The organism is Bradyrhizobium sp. Ken64, assembly GCF_055807555.1.
The window spans coordinates 31,414-50,803 of sequence record NZ_JBVVPA010000029.1 but is presented as its reverse complement, the minus strand read 5'-3'; the positions used below and the strand labels follow the sequence as shown (position 1 = coordinate 50,803).

The following is a 19,390-nucleotide window of genomic DNA, read 5'->3' as shown; positions in this document are numbered from 1 at the left end:
TGCCGGTCAAGGTTTGCCGTCGGCCGGCCGTTCAGGAACCGGCTTCCGCCGGCTTCGCCCCGGCCTGCTTGGCCCGGATCACCATGCCGCCGGCAACGCCGACACCGATGACGTACATCCAGCCCTCGTGGAAGTCGAACAGATGGGAGTTGAACAGCGAGGTGAAGACGTTCTGGACGACGACCAGGAGGCCGACCCAGTTTGCGAGCCCGTCGCCGCGAAACAACAGCAGATGCAGGATCCAGATGGCGTAGAGAGCGGCTACCCCGATGATGCCCCATTGCACGGCCACGTTCAGCGTCTGGTTATGCGGGTTGCCGATCACCTCGGCGGATGCCTGATACAGAGCATCGCCCGGCGTCGCGGCACGTTCGAACAATCCGCGCGTCGAGCCCGTGCCGTGCCCCTTGACCGGCGCCTCCGCGAAGAAGCCGAGGGATTTTCGCCAGAATTCGAGCCGCAAGCCGGCCGAGGTCGGCGCTCCTTTCTCGACATAGCGCGTGTAGTCGCTGGCAAAGCTGTCGGCGGTCTTGCGCAATTGCGGCGAGGCCTGCCAGGCGAGAACCGCGCCCACGAGCAGGGCGGCGGAGATGATCGCGATGCTGCGCCATCTCAGATGAAGCAACGCAAACACCCCGAACAGGATCGGAATGGTGAGGAGCGCGGTGCGCGATACCACCACGAACACCATGTTGACGAAGAAGGCGAGCGCAAGCGCCGTGAGCAGCCCGGCGATCCAGTAGCGCTTCTGGCGCAGCAACTGCACGATCGGATAGGCGAGCGCGACCGCGCAGAGCGTGAACTCCTGGCTCTGGTCGATGTAGTTCTTGACGAAGATGCCGCGCTCGACGCGATCGGATTTGAGTGCAAGATCAGGGTAGAAGGCGACGACCCAGGACATCACCGACAGCAGCGCGCAGGACACCAGGAAGGCGACGAACACCCAATGTCCGCGCGGCGAGCGCGCAAAATGATAGAGCAGGACCGGCAGCACCAGCAGCTTGACCGTTGGGTTGACCGCGTAGAAGCGCGCGCCCCAGGCCGCGTCCGACCATAGCGTCCCGACCAGCGCGAGCAGGACCAGCGCAATCGGCGCCGCGCAGATCGGACGCTTGAGCGATTGCAGGAACTCACGGCCGTCGAGGAACGGCACCATGCAGAGCAGCATCAGGACATTGAAGATCGCCGCAAGCGACGTCGACCATGGCAGCGAGGCCGCGGTCAGGATCGCGAACAGATCGACCGTCTCGGACCAGGCCGCCGGACTGCGCAGACGCCGCCACAGCAGCTGGCCGGTCGTCTCCCCGGCGAGCGTCGTCACTTGCCCTCTCCCCGCGCGCGATGAACCAGCGCCGTCGTGCTGAAGCCCTGGAGAATGTCGACCAGCACCACGGTCCCACCCGCGGCCTCGACGACCTCATGGCCGACCACCTGTTCGCGGGTGTAATCGCCCCCTTTGATCAGCGCGCTCGGCTTGATGCGAGTGATCAGGTCGATCGGCGTATCCTCATCGAAAATGACGACGAGATCGACGGCTTCGAGCGCCGCCAGCACTTCCGCACGCGCTCGCTCGTCCTGAACGGGACGGTCGGCGCCCTTCAGCCGCCGCACCGAGGCGTCGCTGTTCAGGCCCACGATCAGGCGGTCGCAGGCGGAGCGCGCCGCTGTCAGCACCTTGACATGGCCGGGATGCAGGATGTCGAAGCAGCCATTGGTGAAGCCGACGCGCTGGCCTTGCTTCTTCCATTCCGCGAGCTGCGCGTCGAGCGCACCGGGCTCGAGCACGATCTTCTCCTCGGCCGCGAGATAGGCATGCGGCAAGATCTTTCGCTTCAGCTCGGCCACACTCACGCTGGCGGTGCCCTGCTTGCCGACGGCGACGGCGGCCGCGGCACTGGCCATGCGCAGCGCCGTGTCCCAGTCCGCGCCGGTGGCAAGCGACACCGCGAGCGCCGCGGCAACGGTGTCGCCGGCGCCGGAGACGTCGCGCACCTTGACCGGAAACGCCGGAACGTGAACGGCCTCGCCGTTGCGCGGCACCAGCGTCATGCCGTGCTCGCCTTGGGTGACCAGGATCGCTTCGCAATCGGCGAGCCGCATCACGTCCTCGCTGGCATCGACGATGCTCTGCGGGGTGTCGGCGCGGCTTCGGGTCGCTTCCGAAAATTCCTTGCGATTGGGCGTGAGCAGCGTGGCGCCGCGATAGATCGCCCAGTTCAGGCTCTTGGGATCGACGATCACGGGCTTGCCGAGTTTTCGCGCGGCGTCGATGGTGTGGCGGATGACGCGGGCGGTCAGCACGCCCTTGGCGTAGTCGGACAGCAGCACGATGTCGGCGCGCGCGATCTGCGGCAGGATCGCTTCGATCAGCTTGGTCTCGATCGTATCGGAAGCAGGCTGCGCCTGTTCCCAATCCGCACGCAGCATGTGCGTGGAAAAATGCTCGGAGACGAAACGGACTTTTCGCGTGGTCGGACGCGAGGGATCGCACACCAGCACGCTTTCGATGGCGCCCTGCTCCGCAAGCGTCGAGGCGAGCTGCCTGCCCGCATCGTCCTCGCCGACGAGGCCGACGAAGATGCAGCGCGCGCCAAGCGCGGCGACGTTGCGCGCGACATTGCCGGCACCGCCGATGTGGATCTCGCTGCGCTGTGCCGCGATGACGGGCGCCGGCGCTTCCGGCGAGATCCGCGACACCTCGCCATAGACGAACTCGTCCAGCATGATGTCGCCGATGCACAGCACCGTGCGGCCCGAGATGGCTTGCGCGAGAGCATCGAAATCGAGAATGGGCGTCGGCATGGTCATGGGCCTCAGCGGAAGCGGTCGGGCCGGTCGAGATAATTCCCGACATAGGCCTTCACCGCGTCCTCAAGCGTCGTGAAGCCGCCATTGTAGCCGGCGCGGTGGAGGCGATCGACCTCGCTCTGGGTGAAGTACTGGTAGCTGCCGCGGATCTGCTCCGGCATGTCGATATATTCGATGTTGGGGCTGGCGCCGAGCGTAGCATAGGCCGCGAGCATCAGGTCCCTGAAGCTGCGCGCCTTGCCGGTGCCGACATTGAACAGCCCGGACACCGACGGCGCCGCCAGCAGCCACATGATCACGCGCACGACGTCGTCGACATAGATGAAATCGCGGCGCTGGTCGCCATCGGCGATGCCTTCGCGATGCGACTTGAACAATTGCACGACGCGGCCCGCTTTGACGTCGTCGAAGCGGCGCGCCAGCACGCTCATCATCGAGCCCTTGTGGTATTCGTTGGGGCCGAACACGTTGAAGAATTTCAGCCCGGCCCATTGCGGCGGCAGCCTCTCGCCGTTCGCTGCGCGCTCGGCGACGGCGAGATCGAACAGGTGCTTGCTCCAGCCGTAGAGATTCATCGGCCGCAGTTTCTTCAGCGCAGCGACCGAGGAATCGTCGTCAAATCCTGCCTCGCCGTCGCCATAGGTAGCCGCCGAAGAGGCGTAGATCAACGGCACCGCATTCGCCGTGCACCAGTCCAGGAGGCGCATCGACAGGCGGAAATTGGTCTCGAACACCAGGTCGCCGTCGGTCGCGGTGGTCGCGGAAATCGCCCCGAGATGGATCACGGCATCGAGCTTGCAGCCCTTCAGCCAGTCCGGCAGCTCAGCCGGCGGCACGATGTCCACAAGCTGCCGCTTGGCGAGGTTGCGCCATTTGCCCTCGTTGCCAAGGAAATCGCAGACCACCACGTCGCTGCGGCCGGCCTCGTTCAGCGCGGCGACGACATTCGATCCGATAAAACCGGCCCCGCCGGTCACCAGCAACATTCCAACTTCCCTGCCAGATTCCGCCTGCCCGAAGTTTTGCGGCCCGGTTCTGCCCTAGCGCATGATCCGCCAAAGTGTAAGCGGTTTTGGGATTGCCACTCAGCCGGCTTTACCTGCCGGCCCGGAGCGGCTAACCGAACCGCCACATCAGCGCACCCCGGCCTTATCAACGAATGAACCAAGATTCGCAACTTTGTGGCGAGGCAGATCGGGGCGACACGCGCCCGATCCTGATCGTCCCCTACATGTGGATCGGCGATTTCGTCCGGAATCACACCGTCGTGCGGGTCCTCAATGAGCGCTGGCCGAACCGGCCGGTCGATCTGCTCACGACCTCCCTATGCGCGCCCTTGGTCGATTACATGCCGGGCGTGCGCGAAGCGATCGTCTGGGACCTGCCGCGCGGCCGGCTCGCCGTGGGCCGCCAGCTCGGCCTGGCGAAGCTCCTGCGCGAGCGGAACTACGGCACCGCCCTGGTGCTGCCCCGGACCTGGAAGGCCGCCATCGCGCCCGCTTTGGCCGGGATTCCGGAAAGGGTCGGCTTCGTCGGCGAATTCCGGTTCGGCCTGCTCAATCGCTGGCGCTGGGGCGAAAAGAAGCTGCCCCGCTTCATCGACAAGAACGCCGCCCTCGCCCAGCCCGATGGCGCCCCGCTGCCGCCGGAATGGCCGGTGCCGCAATTGCGGGTCCCGGCCGAGGACATCGTCCGCTGGCGGCAGGCCAACGGCCTCAGCGCCGGCGCTGCCGTAGCGCTCGCCCCCGGCTCGGTCGGCGTCTCAAAGCGCTGGACCTACTATCCCGAGGCCGCCCGCCTGCTCGCCGAGCGCGGCCTCGAGGTCTGGGTTGTCGGCGGCCCCGGGGAAAAGGGGTTGGCCCAGGAGATCGTCGCGGCCGGCGGCGCCGGGACCGCTGGCGGCCCTGGGGTGCGGGACCTTACCGGCAATGATCTGCGCAACGGCGTGCTGGCCATGGCCGCGGCCGGCGTCGCAATCTCCAACGATTCCGGCCTGATGCACATCGCAGCCGCCCTGGGCACACCGACCATGGGCATCTTCGGCCCGACCAGCCCCTATCTCTGGGCCCCCCTCAACGGCCTCGCCGCGACCGTGGTCCAGGACAAGAGCGTGCTCTCCTGCCAGCCCTGCCAGAGCACGACCTGCAGGATGAACGACCACCGCTGCATGCGAGATATCGCGGCGAGCGAGGTGGTGGAGATTGCGCAGCGGGTGTTGCGAGAGGCGGGGATGAGGGCTTCGACCTGAGCGTGGAGGTCAAAACTGCTTGGGCAGCCCAGCCTGTTTCAGAACTGCGTTCGCTGTATGCCGAGATTTGATATTGTTATCGACCGTAAAGCGGATACCTGAGACCGGGCTCTCCCAAATGTCGTGGTCGCCGCGCCCACGTCGAACGAAGAAGCATCCCGCCTTCTCCAGAATTCGTTTCAATTCCGGAGTAAAGCTATTCATGCGGCTTCTTTTGCGGAGCCGATCTTTATGCGTTTGGAGAAGCTCGCAATCACCTCGACGGGGACTTCATACCCTTCAGTGGCGCCTTCATCCTCCAACAAATCGCGAATAAGATCGGGCAACTTCGCATCGAGCTCATCAAGGCTCGCAGCTTCCGTGACGAGTCCCGGGAGGTCGGAACTCTCGGCAGTCCACACAGACGCTTCGGTATCCCAATTCGCTCGAACGACGATGAGATGGCCCATTTTCAGCATTCCCTCTGCGGCGATTTCTTTCATCAAAGCAGCCCTCACTAGTCATGGCAACCGCATAGCAAGCAGAGTGCCAGACAACGCATTAAACCCTAGTTAGTCTCGCCAAGTGAGGAAAACCCGCCCCGCAACATAACACACTGATTTGATGCGCATTTTCTGTGCGCAACAATATTGGATTGCTGTCGAGAGGAAAAGGGCTTCCCGCTCGACGGGGCGTACGCTGACAACGGGGACAGCGAACCTGCGATGATGAACTTTAGACCTGTTTTGCCCGACGAGTCAAATCCATTTCGTAAAATCAGCAGCCCATTACACCGGCCGCCAAACCATTGATTCCGCTAGCACCGGCTACTGTGCATGGGGTTGTTTTCGCGGTTTTTGTTTTTGATGCCGCTACGGCAGTGGCTCAAAGCAGCGGCCGATAGACGTCCCCGATCCGTGACGCCTCCGCATCGAGGCTGAATCGTTCGAGCACCCGTGCCCGCCCGCGCTCGCCCATCGCGATTGCGATGGCCGCATCCCGCATCAGCGGCTCCAGCGCTGCTGCCAGCGCATCGGCATCACCGGCCGGGACCAGCACGCCGGTCACGCCATCCTCGACCACGAGTTCGGCCGCGCCGGCGCGCGCGGCGACCAGCGCGCTGCCGGCCGCCATCGCCTCGATCAAGGTCAGGCCAAAACCTTCGTTGCGTGAGGTGAAGGCGTAGATCGTCAGCCGCTGATACCAGCGCTGCACGTCTTCGATCGGCAGTTCGCCAGTGATGACGATGCGCGATTGCAGGCCGGCGGCCTCGATCCGCTTCTTCAGGTCGTTTGCAAAGGCGGTTTGCTCGGGTGTGACCTGGCCGACGATGACAGCGGTGAAATCCGGATAGCGCGGCAGCAAGCGGCACATCGCATCGACGAACACATCGGTGCCCTTCTGCGCGCGCACCCGGCCGAAGCAGCCGATCGCGTGGCGGCCCGGCAGCGCGGCTTCCGCGAAGGCGGCAGTGCGGTCGAGCGGCGGCGCATAGACTTCGGTGTCGGCGCCGTGCGGGATCACGGTCGCCTTCACTTTCAGGAACGAGCCCGAAAGATCCGATGTCGCGATGATCGCGTCCATGCGCCGGATCAGCCAGCGCGTAATCCAGCTATGATGGCGTTGCGCCGCCGAAGTGAAGACGAGCTTCAGCGGCCAGCCGAGCGCGCGCAACAGCACGCCCGCGATCATCTCGTTGTTGCGGCGCGCGTGCCAGATCACCGGCGCCTTGCGGCGCCACAATCTCAGGAGATCGGCACCGTTCAGGCGCGCGATCCCCTCCGGCGCGTCGGAGCCGAACCACGCGGCGCGAAACAGCTTTGCCAGCCGCGGCGCCACCATCCGGTTGGTCGCGGTGACCCCGGAATAGCGCCTGTGCAGATTTGGCACGATCACTTCGAGATCGCTTGGGGAATTCGCCACGCCACGCTCCGTTTCGAAAGTCCCTATACGCAACATTAAGCATAGTGACCAGTTCAGCCGCGCCGATACCCCCTCTTCACCACGTAAACGTTAGCTTGGAGCGTTGATCGAAGACGGGTGAGACCATGACTGTGCTTGTCACCGGCGGTGCCGGCTATATCGGAAGCCACACGGTTCTGGCGCTGGCGGAAGCCGGCGAGGACGTCGTCGTGATCGACGATCTCTCCACCGGTTTCTCGGCCTATCTGCCCGAAGGCGTGCCGCTGTTCATTGGCGATGCCGGCGACGAGAACCTGCTCGAAGGCGTGATCGCCCAGCACAACATCGAGAGCATCATCCATTTCGCGGGCTCGGTGGTCGTGCCGGATTCGATGCGCGATCCGCTCGGCTATTACCGCAACAATTTCACGACCGCGCGCAACCTGCTCAACGTCGCGGTCAAGCGCGGCATCGACCGCTTCATCTTCTCCTCGACCGCGGCGGTCTACGGCGATCCGGACCAGGTGCCGGTGCCCGAGCATGCGCCGACACGGCCGCTGTCGCCCTACGGTTCGTCGAAGCTGATGACCGAGATCATGCTGCACGACGTCGCCGCCGCCTACGGCATGCAATACGTCACCCTGCGCTATTTCAACGTTGCGGGTGCCGATCCGCAGGCCCGCATCGGCCTTGCCACCGCCGGCGCCACGCACCTGCTCAAGATCGCGGTGGAAGCCGCGACCGGCCAGCGCGCCAAGATCGACGTGTTCGGCACCGACTATCCGACCCAGGACGGCAGCTGCATCCGCGACTTCATCCATGTCACGGACCTGTCGCAGGCGCACCGCTCGGCGCTCGCTTATTTGCGCAACGGCGGCGCCTCGACGACGCTCAATTGCGGCTATGGCCGCGGCTACTCGGTGCTGGAGACCATCGACGCGGTGCGTCGTGTTTCGGGCCGCAGCTTCGCCGTGCAATACGCCCCGCGCCGGCCCGGCGACATCATGACCATGGTCGCCGACACCAGCCGCATCCGCGGCCTGCTCGACTGGAAGCCGCAATACGACGATCTCGAGACCATCGCGGCGCACGCGCTGGCCTGGGAGGACAAGCTGTTCCGTGAGCGTCACGGCGAGCTCCGCCACGCCGCCTCGGCCTAGATTCCATTCCAGCGCAAGCCCTTAATTGGGCTTGAAAAGCGCTGGCTTAGCGGGCACAGAGGCCGTTCGATCCCTGACGCGCGGGCAGGCTTATTCCTGTGCCGTCAATGGACTACGGATGGCTCAGTTTCCAAAGAAAATCACTGACGATCCCTATGCGGCAGCGGTGCTGATTCGCCGCCTGGTCACGGAACAGGGGATTCTCTACTGGCGGCGCTATCTGGTCGCCTTCGCGCTGATGGCGCTTGCCGCCGGATCGACCGCGGGCGCGACCTACGTGCTCGGCCAGGTCATCAACCAGGCCTATGTCGACAAGAACATCCCGGGCATCGCGATGTTCTCAGGCATCACGGTGATCCTGCTCTTCATCAAGGGCGTGGCGACGTACGGCCACATGGTGATCCTGACCAAGATCTCCAACGCCATCCTCGCCACCAACCAGCGCCAGCTGTTCGCCAAGCTGATGCGCGAGAGCGTCGGATTCTTCTCCGAGCGGCATTCGTCCGAATTTCTGGCGCGGCTGACGGCCGGCGCAAAGTCCATCACCGATGTCCTCAACATGCTGGTCAATGCGGTCGGGCGCGACCTCATGATGCTGCTCGCCATGATCGGCGTGATGGTGTGGCAGGATCCGGTGATGTCGTTCATCGGCCTCGTCGCGGTGCCGCCGGCGATGCTGGTGCTACGCAAGCTGGTGAAGCGCATCAAGGGCCTCGCCTACAACCAGTTCACCGGCACCGCCGACATCCTGGAGACGATGCAGGAATCGCTGCAGGGCATCCGCACGGTGAAAGCGTTCACGCTCGAAGACACCATGCAGACCCGCATCGACGAGAACATCGCGATCGTCGAGCGCAACGCCAACAAGATGGCCCGCGTCGCCAACCGCTCCAATCCGCTGATGGAGATGCTCGGCGGCTTCGCGGTCGCCGGCTGCCTGCTTTATGGCGGCTATAGCGTGGTCGCCCTCAACGCCACGCCCGGCGCTTTCTTTTCCTTCATGACCGCGTTCCTGATGGCGACCGAGCCGGCCAAGCGGCTGGCGCGGCTCAACATCGACCTCAACAGCCAGCTCGTCGGCGCCCGCATGCTGCTCGAAGTCGTCGACAGCCCTGCGAGCGAGCATTCCGACGACGACAAGCCGGCGCTGAAACTCTCGAATGCCCGTATCGAACTGCGCGACGTCAGCTTCTCCTATCGCAACGGTGAGGCCGTCCTCAACCGCATGAGCTTTGTTGCCGAGCCCGGCAAGGTCACTGCGCTGGTCGGCCCCTCCGGCGGCGGCAAATCGACCGTGCTGGGGTTGCTGCTGCGCTTCTACGAGGTGACGCAAGGCGACATCGTGATCGACGGCCAGTCGATCGGCGCCGTCTCGCGAAAATCGCTGCGGGCTCAGACCGCCTATGTCGGCCAGGACGTCTATCTGTTCCGCGACACCATCCGCAACAACATCGCCTTCGGCCGCGCGGGCGCGACCGAAGAACAAATCATCGATGCTGCGAAAGCAGCCTGCGCGCATGATTTCATCATGGGCTTCCCCCTCGGCTACGACACGCCCGTCGGCGAGCACGGCACGCAACTGTCCGGCGGCCAGCGCCAGCGCATCGCGGTCGCGCGCGCGCTGATCAAGAACGCGCCGATCATCCTCCTCGACGAAGCCACCGCCGCGCTCGATTCGGAGTCCGAGCGCCAGGTGCAGGAGGCGATCGAGCATCTCTGCCAGAACCGCACCACCATCGTGATCGCGCATCGCCTGCACACCATCATGCACGCCGATGCGATCCTGGTGGTCGAGGGCGGCGAGATCGTCGAGCAGGGCCGGCATGACGAGCTGCTCCGCCGCGGCGGGCGCTACGCGTCGTTCTTCCGCCTGCAACATCACGACGCCGGCGCTCTGGCGCCGATCAGCGCAACCGCATAGAGTTCCTTTTACCTCAAGAGCAGCGAGATCGCACCATGAACGCCGCCTCCTACGTCATCCCGCTTCCGACCCAGGCTTCTCTTCCCGTCGTCGGGGAGAGTGGCCGTTATCCCGTGCGCCGCATCTGGTGCGTCGGTCGCAACTATCTCGAGCACATCCGCGAGATGGGCAATGACGAGCGCGCCCCGCCGTTCTTCTTCGCCAAGCACGCCGACATGCTGGTGCCCGACGGCGCCACCATTCCCTATCCGCCGCTGACCAAGGATCTCCATCACGAGGTCGAACTGATCGTCGCAATGAAGAGCGGCGGCCTCAACATTCCCGCCGAGAAGGCGCTCGACCATGTCTACGGCTACGCCGTCGGCATCGACCTGACCCGGCGCGACCTGCAGATCGCCTCGCGCAAGAAGGAGCGTCCGTGGGAGATCGGCAAGTCGTTCGACTATTCGGCGCCTTGCTCAGCGGTGCAGCCGGCATCGAAGATCGGCCATCCCGCCAAGGGCAAGATCTGGCTGACGGTCAACGGCAAGGAAGCCCAGAAAGGCGACCTCACAGAGCTGATCTGGAACGTGCCCGAGATCATCTGGCAGCTCTCGCAGCAGGTGAAGCTCGCCGCCGGCGATATCATCATGACGGGCACGCCTGCCGGCGTGTCGCAGCTCCAGCCCGGCGACAAGCTCGAATGCGGCGTCGACGGCGTCGGCACGCTGAAGGTCTCGATCGGCCAGCCCGAGTAAGGCTGACGGCGCTCCAAATATGAGGGCCCCGGGCATGCCCCGGGGCCTTTTGCATTAGGCGGACGATGCCTGATCTACCGGGCCTTCACCGGCCGATTGGCGTGGCTTGCCTGCGGCACACCGCGATTGAGCGACATGTGGGAATGCACGCACAGCCAACCATCGCCATGTCTTGAAAACACCATCGTGGCCCGGCCGGGGCGCGGAAACGCGCTGCCGTCGGGATGATAGCCCGTGCTCGTCCACGGCACGATCACGGTCGCCATCGTGCCATCGGACGATGCCAGGATCGAGGCCTGGTCGACGACGAAGCGGAAGTCGGCCGTCTTCGGCCAGACGTTGTCCCATTGCGTCGAGACCCATTGCTCGAGACCTGGGATGACATCGTTGTGGGTGCCGAAAGCCAGCACATCCGGATGGAAGAGCGGCCGTGCCGAAGCATAGTCGACCTCGCGGACATAGCCCGCGAAGGTCTCCAGCCACGCGCGGAAGAATTGCAGCAGCTCAGTGTTCGCAACTGGCAACGAGGCCATCGCCTGCTCCATGTTCGGCAACTCAATCACGGCAATCTTTGTTGCCATGGGGCGAACCGTCCAGCAAGATATATGGAGAGCACCGGTGGAGATCGATCGACGAGCCGGGCCGATGTCATGGAGCCAGCCTCATGAGACACCTTCTCCTGCTCGCGGCCACGCTTATCATCTCGTGCAATATTGCCAGCGCGCAGTCCAGTCAGCCTTATGCTGGCCTTGAGCATCGCCCCATCAAGGCGCTGTCGCAGCAGCAGATCGACGATCTTCGGGCCGGACGTGGCATGGGCCTGGCGCTTGCCGCCGAGCTCAATGGATATCCCGGTCCGAGCCATGTTCTTGAATTAGGTGATCGGCTTGAGTTGACCGCGGATCAGCGCATCCAGGTTCAGCGCCTCTTCGACGCCATGAAGCAAGAGGCGGTTTCGCTGGGTAACAAGCTGGTCGAGCAGGAGACGGAGTTGGACCGGCTCTTCTCCACCCGCGTCGCGACATCGGAGTCACTCAGGGCGACCCTCGTTGCCATTTCGGAAACCCAGGCACTGCTCCGCGAAAGCCACCTCAAATATCATCTGTCGACAACTGCCGTGCTCGATCCGAGCCAGAAGCAGCGATACGCTGAGTTGCGCGGTTACCAACGCCCTGATGGCTCCGAAGGACACAAGCACCGTCACTAAACGCAATCACCGCAATGCCGACAGCACGATGAGGCCGAGAATCAGCGCCGTCAGCGAATATTTGAGCGTGTAGTAGACGTTGCGATTCCATGCCTTGACCTTGCGGCTCGCAAGATGGATCTCGTAGAGCTTTCCGAACACCTTGTTGAGGACGCCGACGCTCTCGCCGTCGACGTTCTGGGTTGCAGAGGCCTTGACGATGTGGTGGCTGACCCAGCGGTTGATCGCGGTCATGAAGCCGTACTTCATCGGACGCTCGACGTCGCAGAACAGGATGATGCGGTTGACGTCGGTGGCATTCTCCGCACTGTGGATGAAGGTCTCGTCGAACATGAAGGCCTCACCGTCGCGCCAGACGCATTCGACGCCGTCGACCAGGATGCGGCACTTGTTCGAGTTCGGCGTGACAAGGCCGAGGTGGTATCGCAGCGAACCGGCGAAGGGATCGCGGTGGGCGCCGAGCTTGCCGCCGGGCGGCAGCATTGCGAACATCGCACCATGTACGCTCGGAATGGAGTTGAGCAGCTCCACCGTCTTCGGGCACAGCGTGCGCGCCGAAGGCAGGAAGTCATCATACCATTTCAGATAAAAGCGTTTCCAGCCGCTCTTGAAGAACGAGTAGAAACCCCAATCGTTGTTCTTCGCCGCCGCGCGGATGAAGCCTTCGTCGAACAAGCGAACGGCCTCGTCGCGGATGGTCTCCCAATTCTCGCTGAGGGCTTTCAGCTCCGGAAACTGCTCCACCGGGATCACCGGCTTGTTCGGCACCGCCGAGCCCGCGTACATCAGCACATTGTAGGGCGCGAGATAGGTGGAGTGATCGCCGAGCTAGCGCGTAAAGCGCAGCCGCTGCTTGCCGCGGAAATGAACGTAGATCGTCGATGCCGCCAGCACACAGAGAATGACGAGTTGCGGCGCAAAAAGCTGTTTTAACATCCCCCGTTCCCCGGTGATTTAACCGGGGACGTGATCTATCCCGACGCGGCCCGAGCGGCAAGATATTCGCCGGAGGGTTGCAATCACGCTCCGGAGATCAGGGATGGCAACTTGAGGCCGAAACGAGCCGAATCAGGCCCGCGACAGCGCCTGGAGACCCTTGAAGGTCAGGCGCTTGGGGTCGGTGACGCCGGCGAGATACAGGCGGCGGATGAACGCGATGACGGCGTCGCGGTCGCAATCGGTCAACGCGACGACGGCGTCGACCGCGATTCTCTGGGCTTCCATTGGGCTCACCTCGGCCTTGCAAGTAACCCCGGCCGAGACAGGCTAGGACTCCGCGGTTAATCCGGCGTTAACCGTTCGGGGAACATGGCCGATTCACCCGAGCGGCCGTATACGCAAAACAACGCATTGGCGGTTGCGATTCTTGGCGAGCGCCGATGCTCTTCTTCAGGAGGGGAACGACGCCGGGTGCGGCGACGCTCACCGCGGAGGAGACCATCTTGTGCTGTTCCGGCTCGGCGGCGACGCAGTTGGTCTTGCGCTCGCGATCGATTTGAAGCTGGCGCTTACCACGCGCAAGACAAGACGGCGGCGATCAGGAATACTGCATCACGCCATCGTCGATCCGGCCGAACCGCAAGGAGACGATGTCGAGCGCGTAGTTCTGGTAGAGCCGCCACGGCTGCTTCGAGCCTTGCTTCGGCATCTTTGCGACCGAGCGCTGCACATAACCCGAGGTGAAATCGAGCGACGGCTGCGCGGTAATCGTGGGATCGTCATTATGCGGCATGCACTGCCGGAAATTGTGCCGGTCCATGTAGTTGATGAGCCGACAGACATATTCGCAGGTGAGGTCGCATTTCAGCGTCCATGATGCGTTGGTGTAGCCAAAGGCGGAGGCCATGTTCGGCACATCCGCATACATCATGCCTTTGTAGGTCAGCGTGTTGGCAAAATCGACGGCGCGGCCGTCGACGCTCACCTCCAACCCGCCGACGACCTGGAGCACCAGTCCCGTCGCGGTCACGATGATGTCCGCCGCAAGCTCGCTGCCGTCCTTGAGGCGGATACCGTCATGCGTGAACGTGTCGATCTCTTTGGTGACCACCGAGGCGCGCTGCTCGCGGATCGCCTTGAACAGATCGCCATCCGGCACGAGGCAGAGCCGCTGGTCCCAGGGATTGTAGCGCGGCGTGAAGTGGGTTGCGACGTCGTAATCGGGGCCGAGCGCCATCTGCACGCCCTTGAGAACCAGCTCCTTCACCTTCGCAGGGCGGCGCCGACTGAGCTGGAAGAAGAACATCCCCCACATCACGTTGCGCCAGCGGATCAGGTGATAGGCAAGCCGCGTCGGGAGATTGCGGCGCAATTTGTTGGCGACGGGATCCTGTGCCGGGCGAGACACCACATAGGTCGGCGAGCGCTGCAGCATGGTGACCTGTGCGGCGGTCTTGGCGAGCTCCGGCACCAGCGTCACCGCGGTCGCGCCCGAGCCGATCACGACGACGCGCTTGCCGGCGTAGTCGATGTCGCCGGTCCATTTCTGCGGATGCACGATGCGGCCGGCGAAATCCGCGACGCCCGGAAACTCCGGCGTATATCCTTCCTCGTATTTGTAGTAGCCCGAGCACATGAACAGGAAATTGCAGGTGAAGCGCACGGTTTCGATTGCGCCCTCGCCGGTAATGCGCTCGGCCTCGACGGCCCAGCGCGCCTCACTCGTCGACCACGCCGCACGCTTGACACGATGGCGGAAGCGGATGTGCTTCTCGATGCCGTTCTCGGCCGCGGTTTCGCGAACGTAGTTGAGGATTTGCGCACCGTCGGCGATCGCCTTCGGATCGGTCCAGGGCTTGAAGGAATAGCCCAGCGTGAACATGTCGCTATCGGAGCGGACGCCGGGATAGCGAAACAGGTCCCAGGTGCCGCCGATGCAATCGCGCCCCTCGAGGATGACGTAGCTCTTGCCCGGGCATTTGGTCTGCAGGTGGAAGCCCGCGCCGATCCCGGACAGGCCGGCACCGACGATCAGCACGTCGAAATGGTCTTGAGCCATTGTCCCCTCCGCAGCCAAGGATTGTCTGACCGGGATCATCGCTCGTCAACTGGCAATCGGCCCTGACACAACCGCGAAGAGACACGTGTGTCGGGCTCAAGACAACAAAGCCCCGGATCGCTCCGGGGCTTTGCGTCGAAAATAGATACGCTCAGCGATCAGTAGCGGTAGTGGTCCGACTTGTACGGACCTTCCTGTTTGACGCCGATATAGTCGGCCTGGTCCTTGCGCAGCTCGGTGAGCTTGACGCCGATCTTGGCGAGGTGCAGGCGCGCAACCTTTTCGTCGAGCGACTTCGGCAGCACGTAGACTTCCTTCTTGTACTTGCCGTCCTTGTTGTTGGCGAAAAGCTCGATCTGCGCCAGCGTCTGGTTGGTGAAGGAGGCCGACATCACGAAGGACGGATGGCCCATCGCGTTGCCGAGGTTCACGAGGCGACCTTCCGACAGCATGATGATGCGATGCTTGTCGGGAAATTCGATCTCGTCGACCTGCGGCTTGATGTTGGTCCATTTCAGGTTGCGCAGACCCGCGATCTGGATCTCGTTGTCGAAGTGACCGATGTTGCAGACGATGGCGCGATCCTTCATCGCGCGCATGTGCTCGATCGTGATGATGTCCTTGTTGCCGGTCGCGGTGACGAAAATGTCGGCGCGGGGCGCGGCGTCTTCCATGGTCACGACTTCATAGCCTTCCATCGCCGCCTGCAGTGCGCAGATCGGATCGACTTCGGAGACCATGACGCGGCAGCCGGCCTGGCGCAACGAGGCGGCCGAACCCTTGCCGACGTCGCCGAAGCCCGCGACCATCGCGACCTTGCCGGACATCATCACGTCGGTGCCGCGGCGGATGCCGTCGACCAGCGATTCACGGCAGCCATAGAGGTTGTCGAACTTCGACTTGGTGACGCTGTCGTTGACGTTGATGGCCGGCCATAGCAGCGTGCCGGCTTTCTGCATGTCATAGAGACGATGCACGCCCGTGGTGGTCTCTTCGGAAACGCCCTTGATGCTCTTGGCGATCTCGGCGAAGTAGCCCTTCGGCTTCTCCTTGAGCTGCTTCTTCAGAAGCGCGAAGAAGACTTCCTCTTCTTCCGAACCCGGCTTGTCCAGGAACTTGGTGTCGCCGTTCTCGGCGCGCAGGCCGAGATGGACGTACATGGTGGCGTCGCCGCCGTCGTCGAGGATCATGTTCGGGTGACCGCCGCCGTGCCAGTCGAACAGCTTGGCGGTGTAATCCCAGTACTCGGTCAGGCTCTCACCCTTGACGGCGAACACCGGAATGCCGGCGGCTGCGATCGCCGCCGCGGCGTGGTCCTGCGTCGAATAGATGTTGCAGGAGACCCAGCGGATGTCGGCGCCGAGCGCGGCCAGCGTCTCGATCAGCACGCCGGTCTGGATCGTCATGTGCAGGGAGCCGGCGATACGCGCGCCCTTCAGGGGCTGCTTCGGGCCATATTCTTCGCGGGTGGCCATCAGGCCGGGCATCTCGGTCTCGGCGAGCGAGAGCTCCTTGCGGCCGAAATCGGCGAGCGAAATGTCCTTGACGATGTAATCGGTGAAGCCGGGCTTCGCGTTCATGTCTGTTTCCTAGTGGTGGGTCTGGCGTGTCAGTAACGAAGCAAACGAAGCGCCTTGCGGCACAGTCTTCTTTCTCTCCCCCGTTTTTACGGGGAGAGGGCTGGGGTGAGGGGCTCCATCCGCGCACTGAGCCAGTGGAGAGTCCCCCTCACCCGCCGCTTCGCGGCGACCTCTCCCCGCAAGCGGGGCGAGGTAAGAGCGTTTAGACCGCGCGCTTGAGCGCTTCGACGAGATCGGTCTTCTCCCAGGAGAAGCCGCCCTCGTTGTCGGGCGTACGGCCGAAATGGCCGTAGGCGGAGGTGCGCGCGTAGATCGGGCGGTTGAGATCGAGATGGCTGCGGATGCCCCGCGGGGTGAGATCCATCGCCTTGGCGGCGGCCTTCTCGAGCTCAGCCTCCGACACCTTACCGGTGCCGTGGGTGTCGATGTAGATCGACAGCGGCCGCGCCACGCCGATGGCGTAGGCGAGCTGCAGCGTGCAGCGGTCGGCAAGACCGGCCGCGACGATGTTCTTGGCGACGTAGCGTGCCGCATAGGCGGCCGAGCGGTCGACCTTGGTCGGATCCTTGCCGGAGAACGCGCCGCCACCGTGCGGGGCCGCGCCACCATAGGTGTCGACGATGATCTTGCGGCCGGTCAGGCCGGTATCGCCGTCGGGACCGCCGATGTAGAACTTGCCGGTCGGGTTGATGTGCCAGATGGTCTTCGCCGTAATCCACTCCTTCGGCAGCGCCTCGCGCACATAGGGCTCGACGATGTCGCGAATCTGCTTGGACGAGATGTCCTCGACCAGATGCTGATGCGACACCACGATCTCGCGCACGCCGACCGGCTTGCCGTTCTCGTACTGGACGGTGACCTGGCTCTTGGAGTCCGGGCCCAACACCTTCTCGCGGCCGGAGTGGCGTGCTTCCGAGATGAGGCGCAGGATCTTGTGGGCGTAGAAGATCGGCGCCGGCATCAGATCGGGCGTCTCGTTGGTGGCGTAGCCGAACATGATGCCCTGGTCGCCCGCGCCCTCTTCCTTGACTTCGCCTGGCTGCAGCGCATCGACCCCCTGAGCGATGTCGGCAGACTGCGGATGCAGCAGGATCTCGATGTCGGCCTTCTGCCAGTGGAAACCGTCCTGCTCGTAGCCGATGTCCTTGATCGCGGCGCGCACGACGCCTTCGATCTGCTCGTTGGTGACGGATGCGGGACCGCGGGTTTCGCCGGCGATCACGACCTTGTTGGTGGTCGCGAGCGTTTCGCAGGCGGCACGAATTTGCCAGGGATCGATGCCTGCTTTCGGTCCTTCGCGGTAGAACAGATCGACGATCTCGTCGGAGATCCGGTCGCACACCTTGTCCGGATGGCCTTCGGACACGGACTCGCTGGTGAAGAGATAGGACGCGCGCATCAGTAACCCCTTGTTCCGCCGCTAGCTGGCGGGCGTTTGCGATATTTAGCTTTGAATGATGTCAATCACGCCGGCGCGAGATGACGTAGGATTCGTCGAGAAACCAGAGCCCATTGTACTTTCGCAGCACGTCCCTGGCGGCATCCAGAGTGCGGCCGTTTTGAGTCATTTCCGTCAACCGGTCGTCCTCAATCTGAGCGACGTAAACCGCCGCATTCCACGCTGCAAAGGCCGTCGAGGTGCCGATAGAGCCTGTCACCTCGTTGGGCAGAGCTTCCATATCATACCTGAAGATCGAGCGGTTATCTGCGTAAGCATTAAAATTTAAGTCGCGGCCCACCGAGCCGAGCTCGTACTTCACCGCGCGCAATAGCTCATGACGGCTCACAGAGAAAGGGTTTTCTCCGGGCCAGATCGCCTGGATCATTTCCATGCCCGGATCCTGGCCGTGGGAGTGAATTCCGATCAGGCGGCCGCCTGCCCGCAAGGCCCGGGCCAGGGGCGCAATGATCCGTTTTGCCCGAAAATTGACCGAGGACAGCGCGCGGTATGGCTGGGATGCAATAACGAGGTCGAAATTGGCCTCGGCCTGGCCCGGCCGTGGAATTGTCGAATCAAGCAGAAACCGCTGGTCTTCACGGTAGAGCACCAGCACGACAGGCCGCTCATAAAGAGGCATCCCCGTGCGCGGGCTGACCGCCGCGCGCCAGTTCTGCTCCAAAAACGGCTTCAATTCCGCGATTTGCGTCTCGAACTCGCCCGAGGAAGCACCCCGCAGGGGAACCTCATGCCAGACGGTCGCGGCCGCCGCCGCGGGTGATGCCGGCGTGAGCCAGGGCGCCTCCGCGTAGAGCATGTTGGTAAATACGAACACCGAGGCCGGATGCTCGAAAATGCGATCGGGCACCTTGTCCAGCGTCAGGCGGAGGTCCTCGAGACTGAGCTCCTTGCCGGCGACGTAGAACGGCATGTGCGGAAAGCGCTGATGCATCGAGCGCAGCACGCGCGCCAGCACGGTGCCGTCGCCAACGCCGGCATCGAACACGCGCAGCGCCGGCGGCCGGGGATGGATGCTGGCAAGCTCCAGGGCCACGCGCTCGGCGACCACCCGCTTCTCACTGCAAGTGTGGACGAACAGCAGGTATTTCTGCCGATTCTCGAAAAAGCGGAAATTGCCGCGCGGATCGCGCTTTTCCGGCGGCACCTGAAGCCCCCGCGGTGGCGGCACGCCGCCGGCCATCGATGCGGCCATGTAGGCCTGGATCCGGTCCAGCGTGTCGATCGTGATGCGCTTGCCCTCGCGCAGCCGGTGCACGAGCTTCCCATCGTTCACCGCGCGCCGGCCGAACGTCGACTCCGCCATGTCCGCCTTACGGCAGAACTCGGTGATTTGGCTCAGGATTTCGTCATTCTTCATGGAGTGGGACGCGGTGGGCAGAAGGATTGGGTAG

17 protein-coding genes and 1 pseudogene are annotated in these 19,390 nt (G+C 63.6%); 5 read left to right on the top strand and 13 right to left on the bottom strand.

From position 1 onward, the window contains the following. Positions 1–31: 31 nt before the first annotated feature. Genes AC0L2F_RS31635 through rfaD form a run of 3 tightly spaced genes read right to left on the bottom strand, consistent with a single transcriptional unit; the run spans position 32 to position 3,794 of the window. Positions 32–1,321 carry an O-antigen ligase family protein gene (locus tag AC0L2F_RS31635; RefSeq protein ID WP_473251060.1) on the bottom strand — a complete coding sequence of 430 codons (1,290 nt, stop codon included), beginning with the start codon at positions 1,319–1,321 and terminating at the stop codon, positions 32–34. After that, positions 1,318–2,802, bottom strand: coding sequence for a D-glycero-beta-D-manno-heptose-7-phosphate kinase (gene rfaE1 / locus AC0L2F_RS31630; protein WP_473251059.1), 1,485 nt, complete (start codon positions 2,800–2,802; stop codon positions 1,318–1,320). The genes AC0L2F_RS31635 and rfaE1 overlap by 4 nt, the downstream gene beginning before the upstream one ends. A gap of 11 nt (positions 2,803–2,813) precedes the next feature. Then, positions 2,814–3,794, bottom strand: coding sequence for an ADP-glyceromanno-heptose 6-epimerase (rfaD, locus tag AC0L2F_RS31625; RefSeq protein WP_473251058.1), 981 nt, complete (start codon positions 3,792–3,794; stop codon positions 2,814–2,816). A gap of 173 nt (positions 3,795–3,967) precedes the next feature. Between rfaD and waaF the strand changes: the two genes are divergently transcribed. Beyond that, positions 3,968–5,056 (top strand): lipopolysaccharide heptosyltransferase II, encoded by a 1,089-nt coding sequence (gene waaF / locus AC0L2F_RS31620; protein WP_473251057.1) that lies wholly within the window; start codon positions 3,968–3,970, stop codon positions 5,054–5,056. Positions 5,057–5,065: 9 nt separating this feature from the next. Here the strand turns inward: waaF and AC0L2F_RS31615 are convergent, their stop codons facing one another. From AC0L2F_RS31615 to AC0L2F_RS31605, 3 genes are all read right to left on the bottom strand, one after another. Then, on the bottom strand, positions 5,066–5,260 hold the full coding sequence (locus tag AC0L2F_RS31615; protein ID WP_007612469.1) for a type II toxin-antitoxin system HicA family toxin: 195 nt from the start codon (positions 5,258–5,260) through the stop codon (positions 5,066–5,068). Continuing rightward, positions 5,257–5,538, bottom strand: coding sequence for a DUF1902 domain-containing protein (locus AC0L2F_RS31610; RefSeq protein ID WP_007612471.1), 282 nt, complete (start codon positions 5,536–5,538; stop codon positions 5,257–5,259). Before AC0L2F_RS31610 ends, AC0L2F_RS31615 begins: the two co-directional genes overlap by 4 nt. Positions 5,539–5,920: 382 nt before the next feature. Further along, positions 5,921–6,958, bottom strand: coding sequence for a glycosyltransferase family 4 protein (locus tag AC0L2F_RS31605; RefSeq protein ID WP_473251056.1), 1,038 nt, complete (start codon positions 6,956–6,958; stop codon positions 5,921–5,923). 125 nt (positions 6,959–7,083) lie between these two features. Between AC0L2F_RS31605 and galE the strand changes: the two genes are divergently transcribed. From galE to AC0L2F_RS31590, 3 genes are all read left to right on the top strand, one after another. After that, on the top strand, positions 7,084–8,097 hold the full coding sequence (galE, locus tag AC0L2F_RS31600; RefSeq protein WP_247290164.1) for a UDP-glucose 4-epimerase GalE: 1,014 nt from the start codon (positions 7,084–7,086) through the stop codon (positions 8,095–8,097). A gap of 118 nt (positions 8,098–8,215) precedes the next feature. Next, positions 8,216–10,018 carry an ABC transporter ATP-binding protein gene (locus AC0L2F_RS31595; protein WP_473251055.1) on the top strand — a complete coding sequence of 601 codons (1,803 nt, stop codon included), beginning with the start codon at positions 8,216–8,218 and terminating at the stop codon, positions 10,016–10,018. 35 nt (positions 10,019–10,053) lie between these two features. Continuing rightward, positions 10,054–10,755 carry a fumarylacetoacetate hydrolase family protein gene (locus AC0L2F_RS31590; protein WP_007612477.1) on the top strand — a complete coding sequence of 234 codons (702 nt, stop codon included), beginning with the start codon at positions 10,054–10,056 and terminating at the stop codon, positions 10,753–10,755. Positions 10,756–10,829: 74 nt separating this feature from the next. Here AC0L2F_RS31590 and AC0L2F_RS31585 read toward each other — a convergent pair whose 3' ends face one another. Further along, complete coding sequence (locus tag AC0L2F_RS31585) at positions 10,830–11,288, bottom strand: YybH family protein (protein ID WP_473251065.1); 459 nt, start codon at positions 11,286–11,288, stop codon at positions 10,830–10,832. A 131-nt stretch (positions 11,289–11,419) separates the two neighbouring features. On the opposite strand from AC0L2F_RS31585, the gene AC0L2F_RS31580 reads away from it, so the two are divergent. Then, on the top strand, positions 11,420–11,962 hold the full coding sequence (locus AC0L2F_RS31580) for a Spy/CpxP family protein refolding chaperone (protein ID WP_473251054.1): 543 nt from the start codon (positions 11,420–11,422) through the stop codon (positions 11,960–11,962). Between the two features lie 6 nt (positions 11,963–11,968). Here AC0L2F_RS31580 and AC0L2F_RS31575 read toward each other — a convergent pair. The 6 genes and pseudogenes from AC0L2F_RS31575 to AC0L2F_RS31550 form a co-directional block, all read right to left on the bottom strand. Then, positions 11,969–12,898: pseudogene (locus AC0L2F_RS31575) on the bottom strand (aspartyl/asparaginyl beta-hydroxylase domain-containing protein). 132 nt (positions 12,899–13,030) lie between these two features. Next, positions 13,031–13,186 carry a hypothetical protein gene (locus tag AC0L2F_RS31570; protein WP_007612486.1) on the bottom strand — a complete coding sequence of 52 codons (156 nt, stop codon included), beginning with the start codon at positions 13,184–13,186 and terminating at the stop codon, positions 13,031–13,033. A gap of 313 nt (positions 13,187–13,499) precedes the next feature. Further along, positions 13,500–14,960 (bottom strand): flavin-containing monooxygenase, encoded by a 1,461-nt coding sequence (locus tag AC0L2F_RS31565; RefSeq protein ID WP_473251053.1) that lies wholly within the window; start codon positions 14,958–14,960, stop codon positions 13,500–13,502. A 158-nt stretch (positions 14,961–15,118) separates the two neighbouring features. Then, positions 15,119–16,540, bottom strand: a complete 1,422-nt coding sequence (gene ahcY / locus AC0L2F_RS31560; protein WP_007601979.1) for an adenosylhomocysteinase — start codon at positions 16,538–16,540, stop codon at positions 15,119–15,121. 202 nt (positions 16,541–16,742) lie between these two features. Beyond that, the gene (metK, locus tag AC0L2F_RS31555; RefSeq protein WP_007612488.1) at positions 16,743–17,939 is read right to left on the bottom strand and encodes a methionine adenosyltransferase; all 1,197 of its coding nucleotides are present in this window, start codon (positions 17,937–17,939) and stop codon (positions 16,743–16,745) included. A 61-nt stretch (positions 17,940–18,000) separates the two neighbouring features. Further along, a complete protein-coding gene (locus AC0L2F_RS31550; protein WP_007612489.1) occupies positions 18,001–19,356 on the bottom strand; it encodes a hypothetical protein in 1,356 nt (451 codons plus the stop codon). Between the last annotated feature and the right edge of the window lie 34 nt (positions 19,357–19,390).

Bases quoted from the DNA above. Each gene is read 5' to 3' on its own strand.
- rfaE1 (WP_473251059.1), bottom strand. From the start codon at position 2,802: ATGCCGACGCCCATTCTCGATTTCGATGCTCTCGCGCAAGCCATCTCG.
- rfaD (WP_473251058.1), bottom strand. From the start codon at position 3,794: ATGTTGCTGGTGACCGGCGGGGCCGGTTTTATCGGATCGAATGTCGTC.
- waaF (WP_473251057.1), top strand. From the start codon at position 3,968: ATGAACCAAGATTCGCAACTTTGTGGCGAGGCAGATCGGGGCGACACG.
- AC0L2F_RS31615 (WP_007612469.1), bottom strand. From the start codon at position 5,260: ATGAATAGCTTTACTCCGGAATTGAAACGAATTCTGGAGAAGGCGGGA.
- AC0L2F_RS31610 (WP_007612471.1), bottom strand. From the start codon at position 5,538: ATGAAAGAAATCGCCGCAGAGGGAATGCTGAAAATGGGCCATCTCATC.
- galE (WP_247290164.1), top strand. From the start codon at position 7,084: ATGACTGTGCTTGTCACCGGCGGTGCCGGCTATATCGGAAGCCACACG.
- AC0L2F_RS31595 (WP_473251055.1), top strand. From the start codon at position 8,216: ATGGCTCAGTTTCCAAAGAAAATCACTGACGATCCCTATGCGGCAGCG.
- AC0L2F_RS31590 (WP_007612477.1), top strand. From the start codon at position 10,054: ATGAACGCCGCCTCCTACGTCATCCCGCTTCCGACCCAGGCTTCTCTT.
- AC0L2F_RS31585 (WP_473251065.1), bottom strand. From the start codon at position 11,288: ATGGCCTCGTTGCCAGTTGCGAACACTGAGCTGCTGCAATTCTTCCGC.
- AC0L2F_RS31580 (WP_473251054.1), top strand. From the start codon at position 11,420: ATGAGACACCTTCTCCTGCTCGCGGCCACGCTTATCATCTCGTGCAAT.
- AC0L2F_RS31570 (WP_007612486.1), bottom strand. From the start codon at position 13,186: ATGGAAGCCCAGAGAATCGCGGTCGACGCCGTCGTCGCGTTGACCGAT.
- AC0L2F_RS31565 (WP_473251053.1), bottom strand. From the start codon at position 14,960: ATGGCTCAAGACCATTTCGACGTGCTGATCGTCGGTGCCGGCCTGTCC.
- ahcY (WP_007601979.1), bottom strand. From the start codon at position 16,540: ATGAACGCGAAGCCCGGCTTCACCGATTACATCGTCAAGGACATTTCG.
- metK (WP_007612488.1), bottom strand. From the start codon at position 17,939: ATGCGCGCGTCCTATCTCTTCACCAGCGAGTCCGTGTCCGAAGGCCAT.
- AC0L2F_RS31550 (WP_007612489.1), bottom strand. From the start codon at position 19,356: ATGAAGAATGACGAAATCCTGAGCCAAATCACCGAGTTCTGCCGTAAG.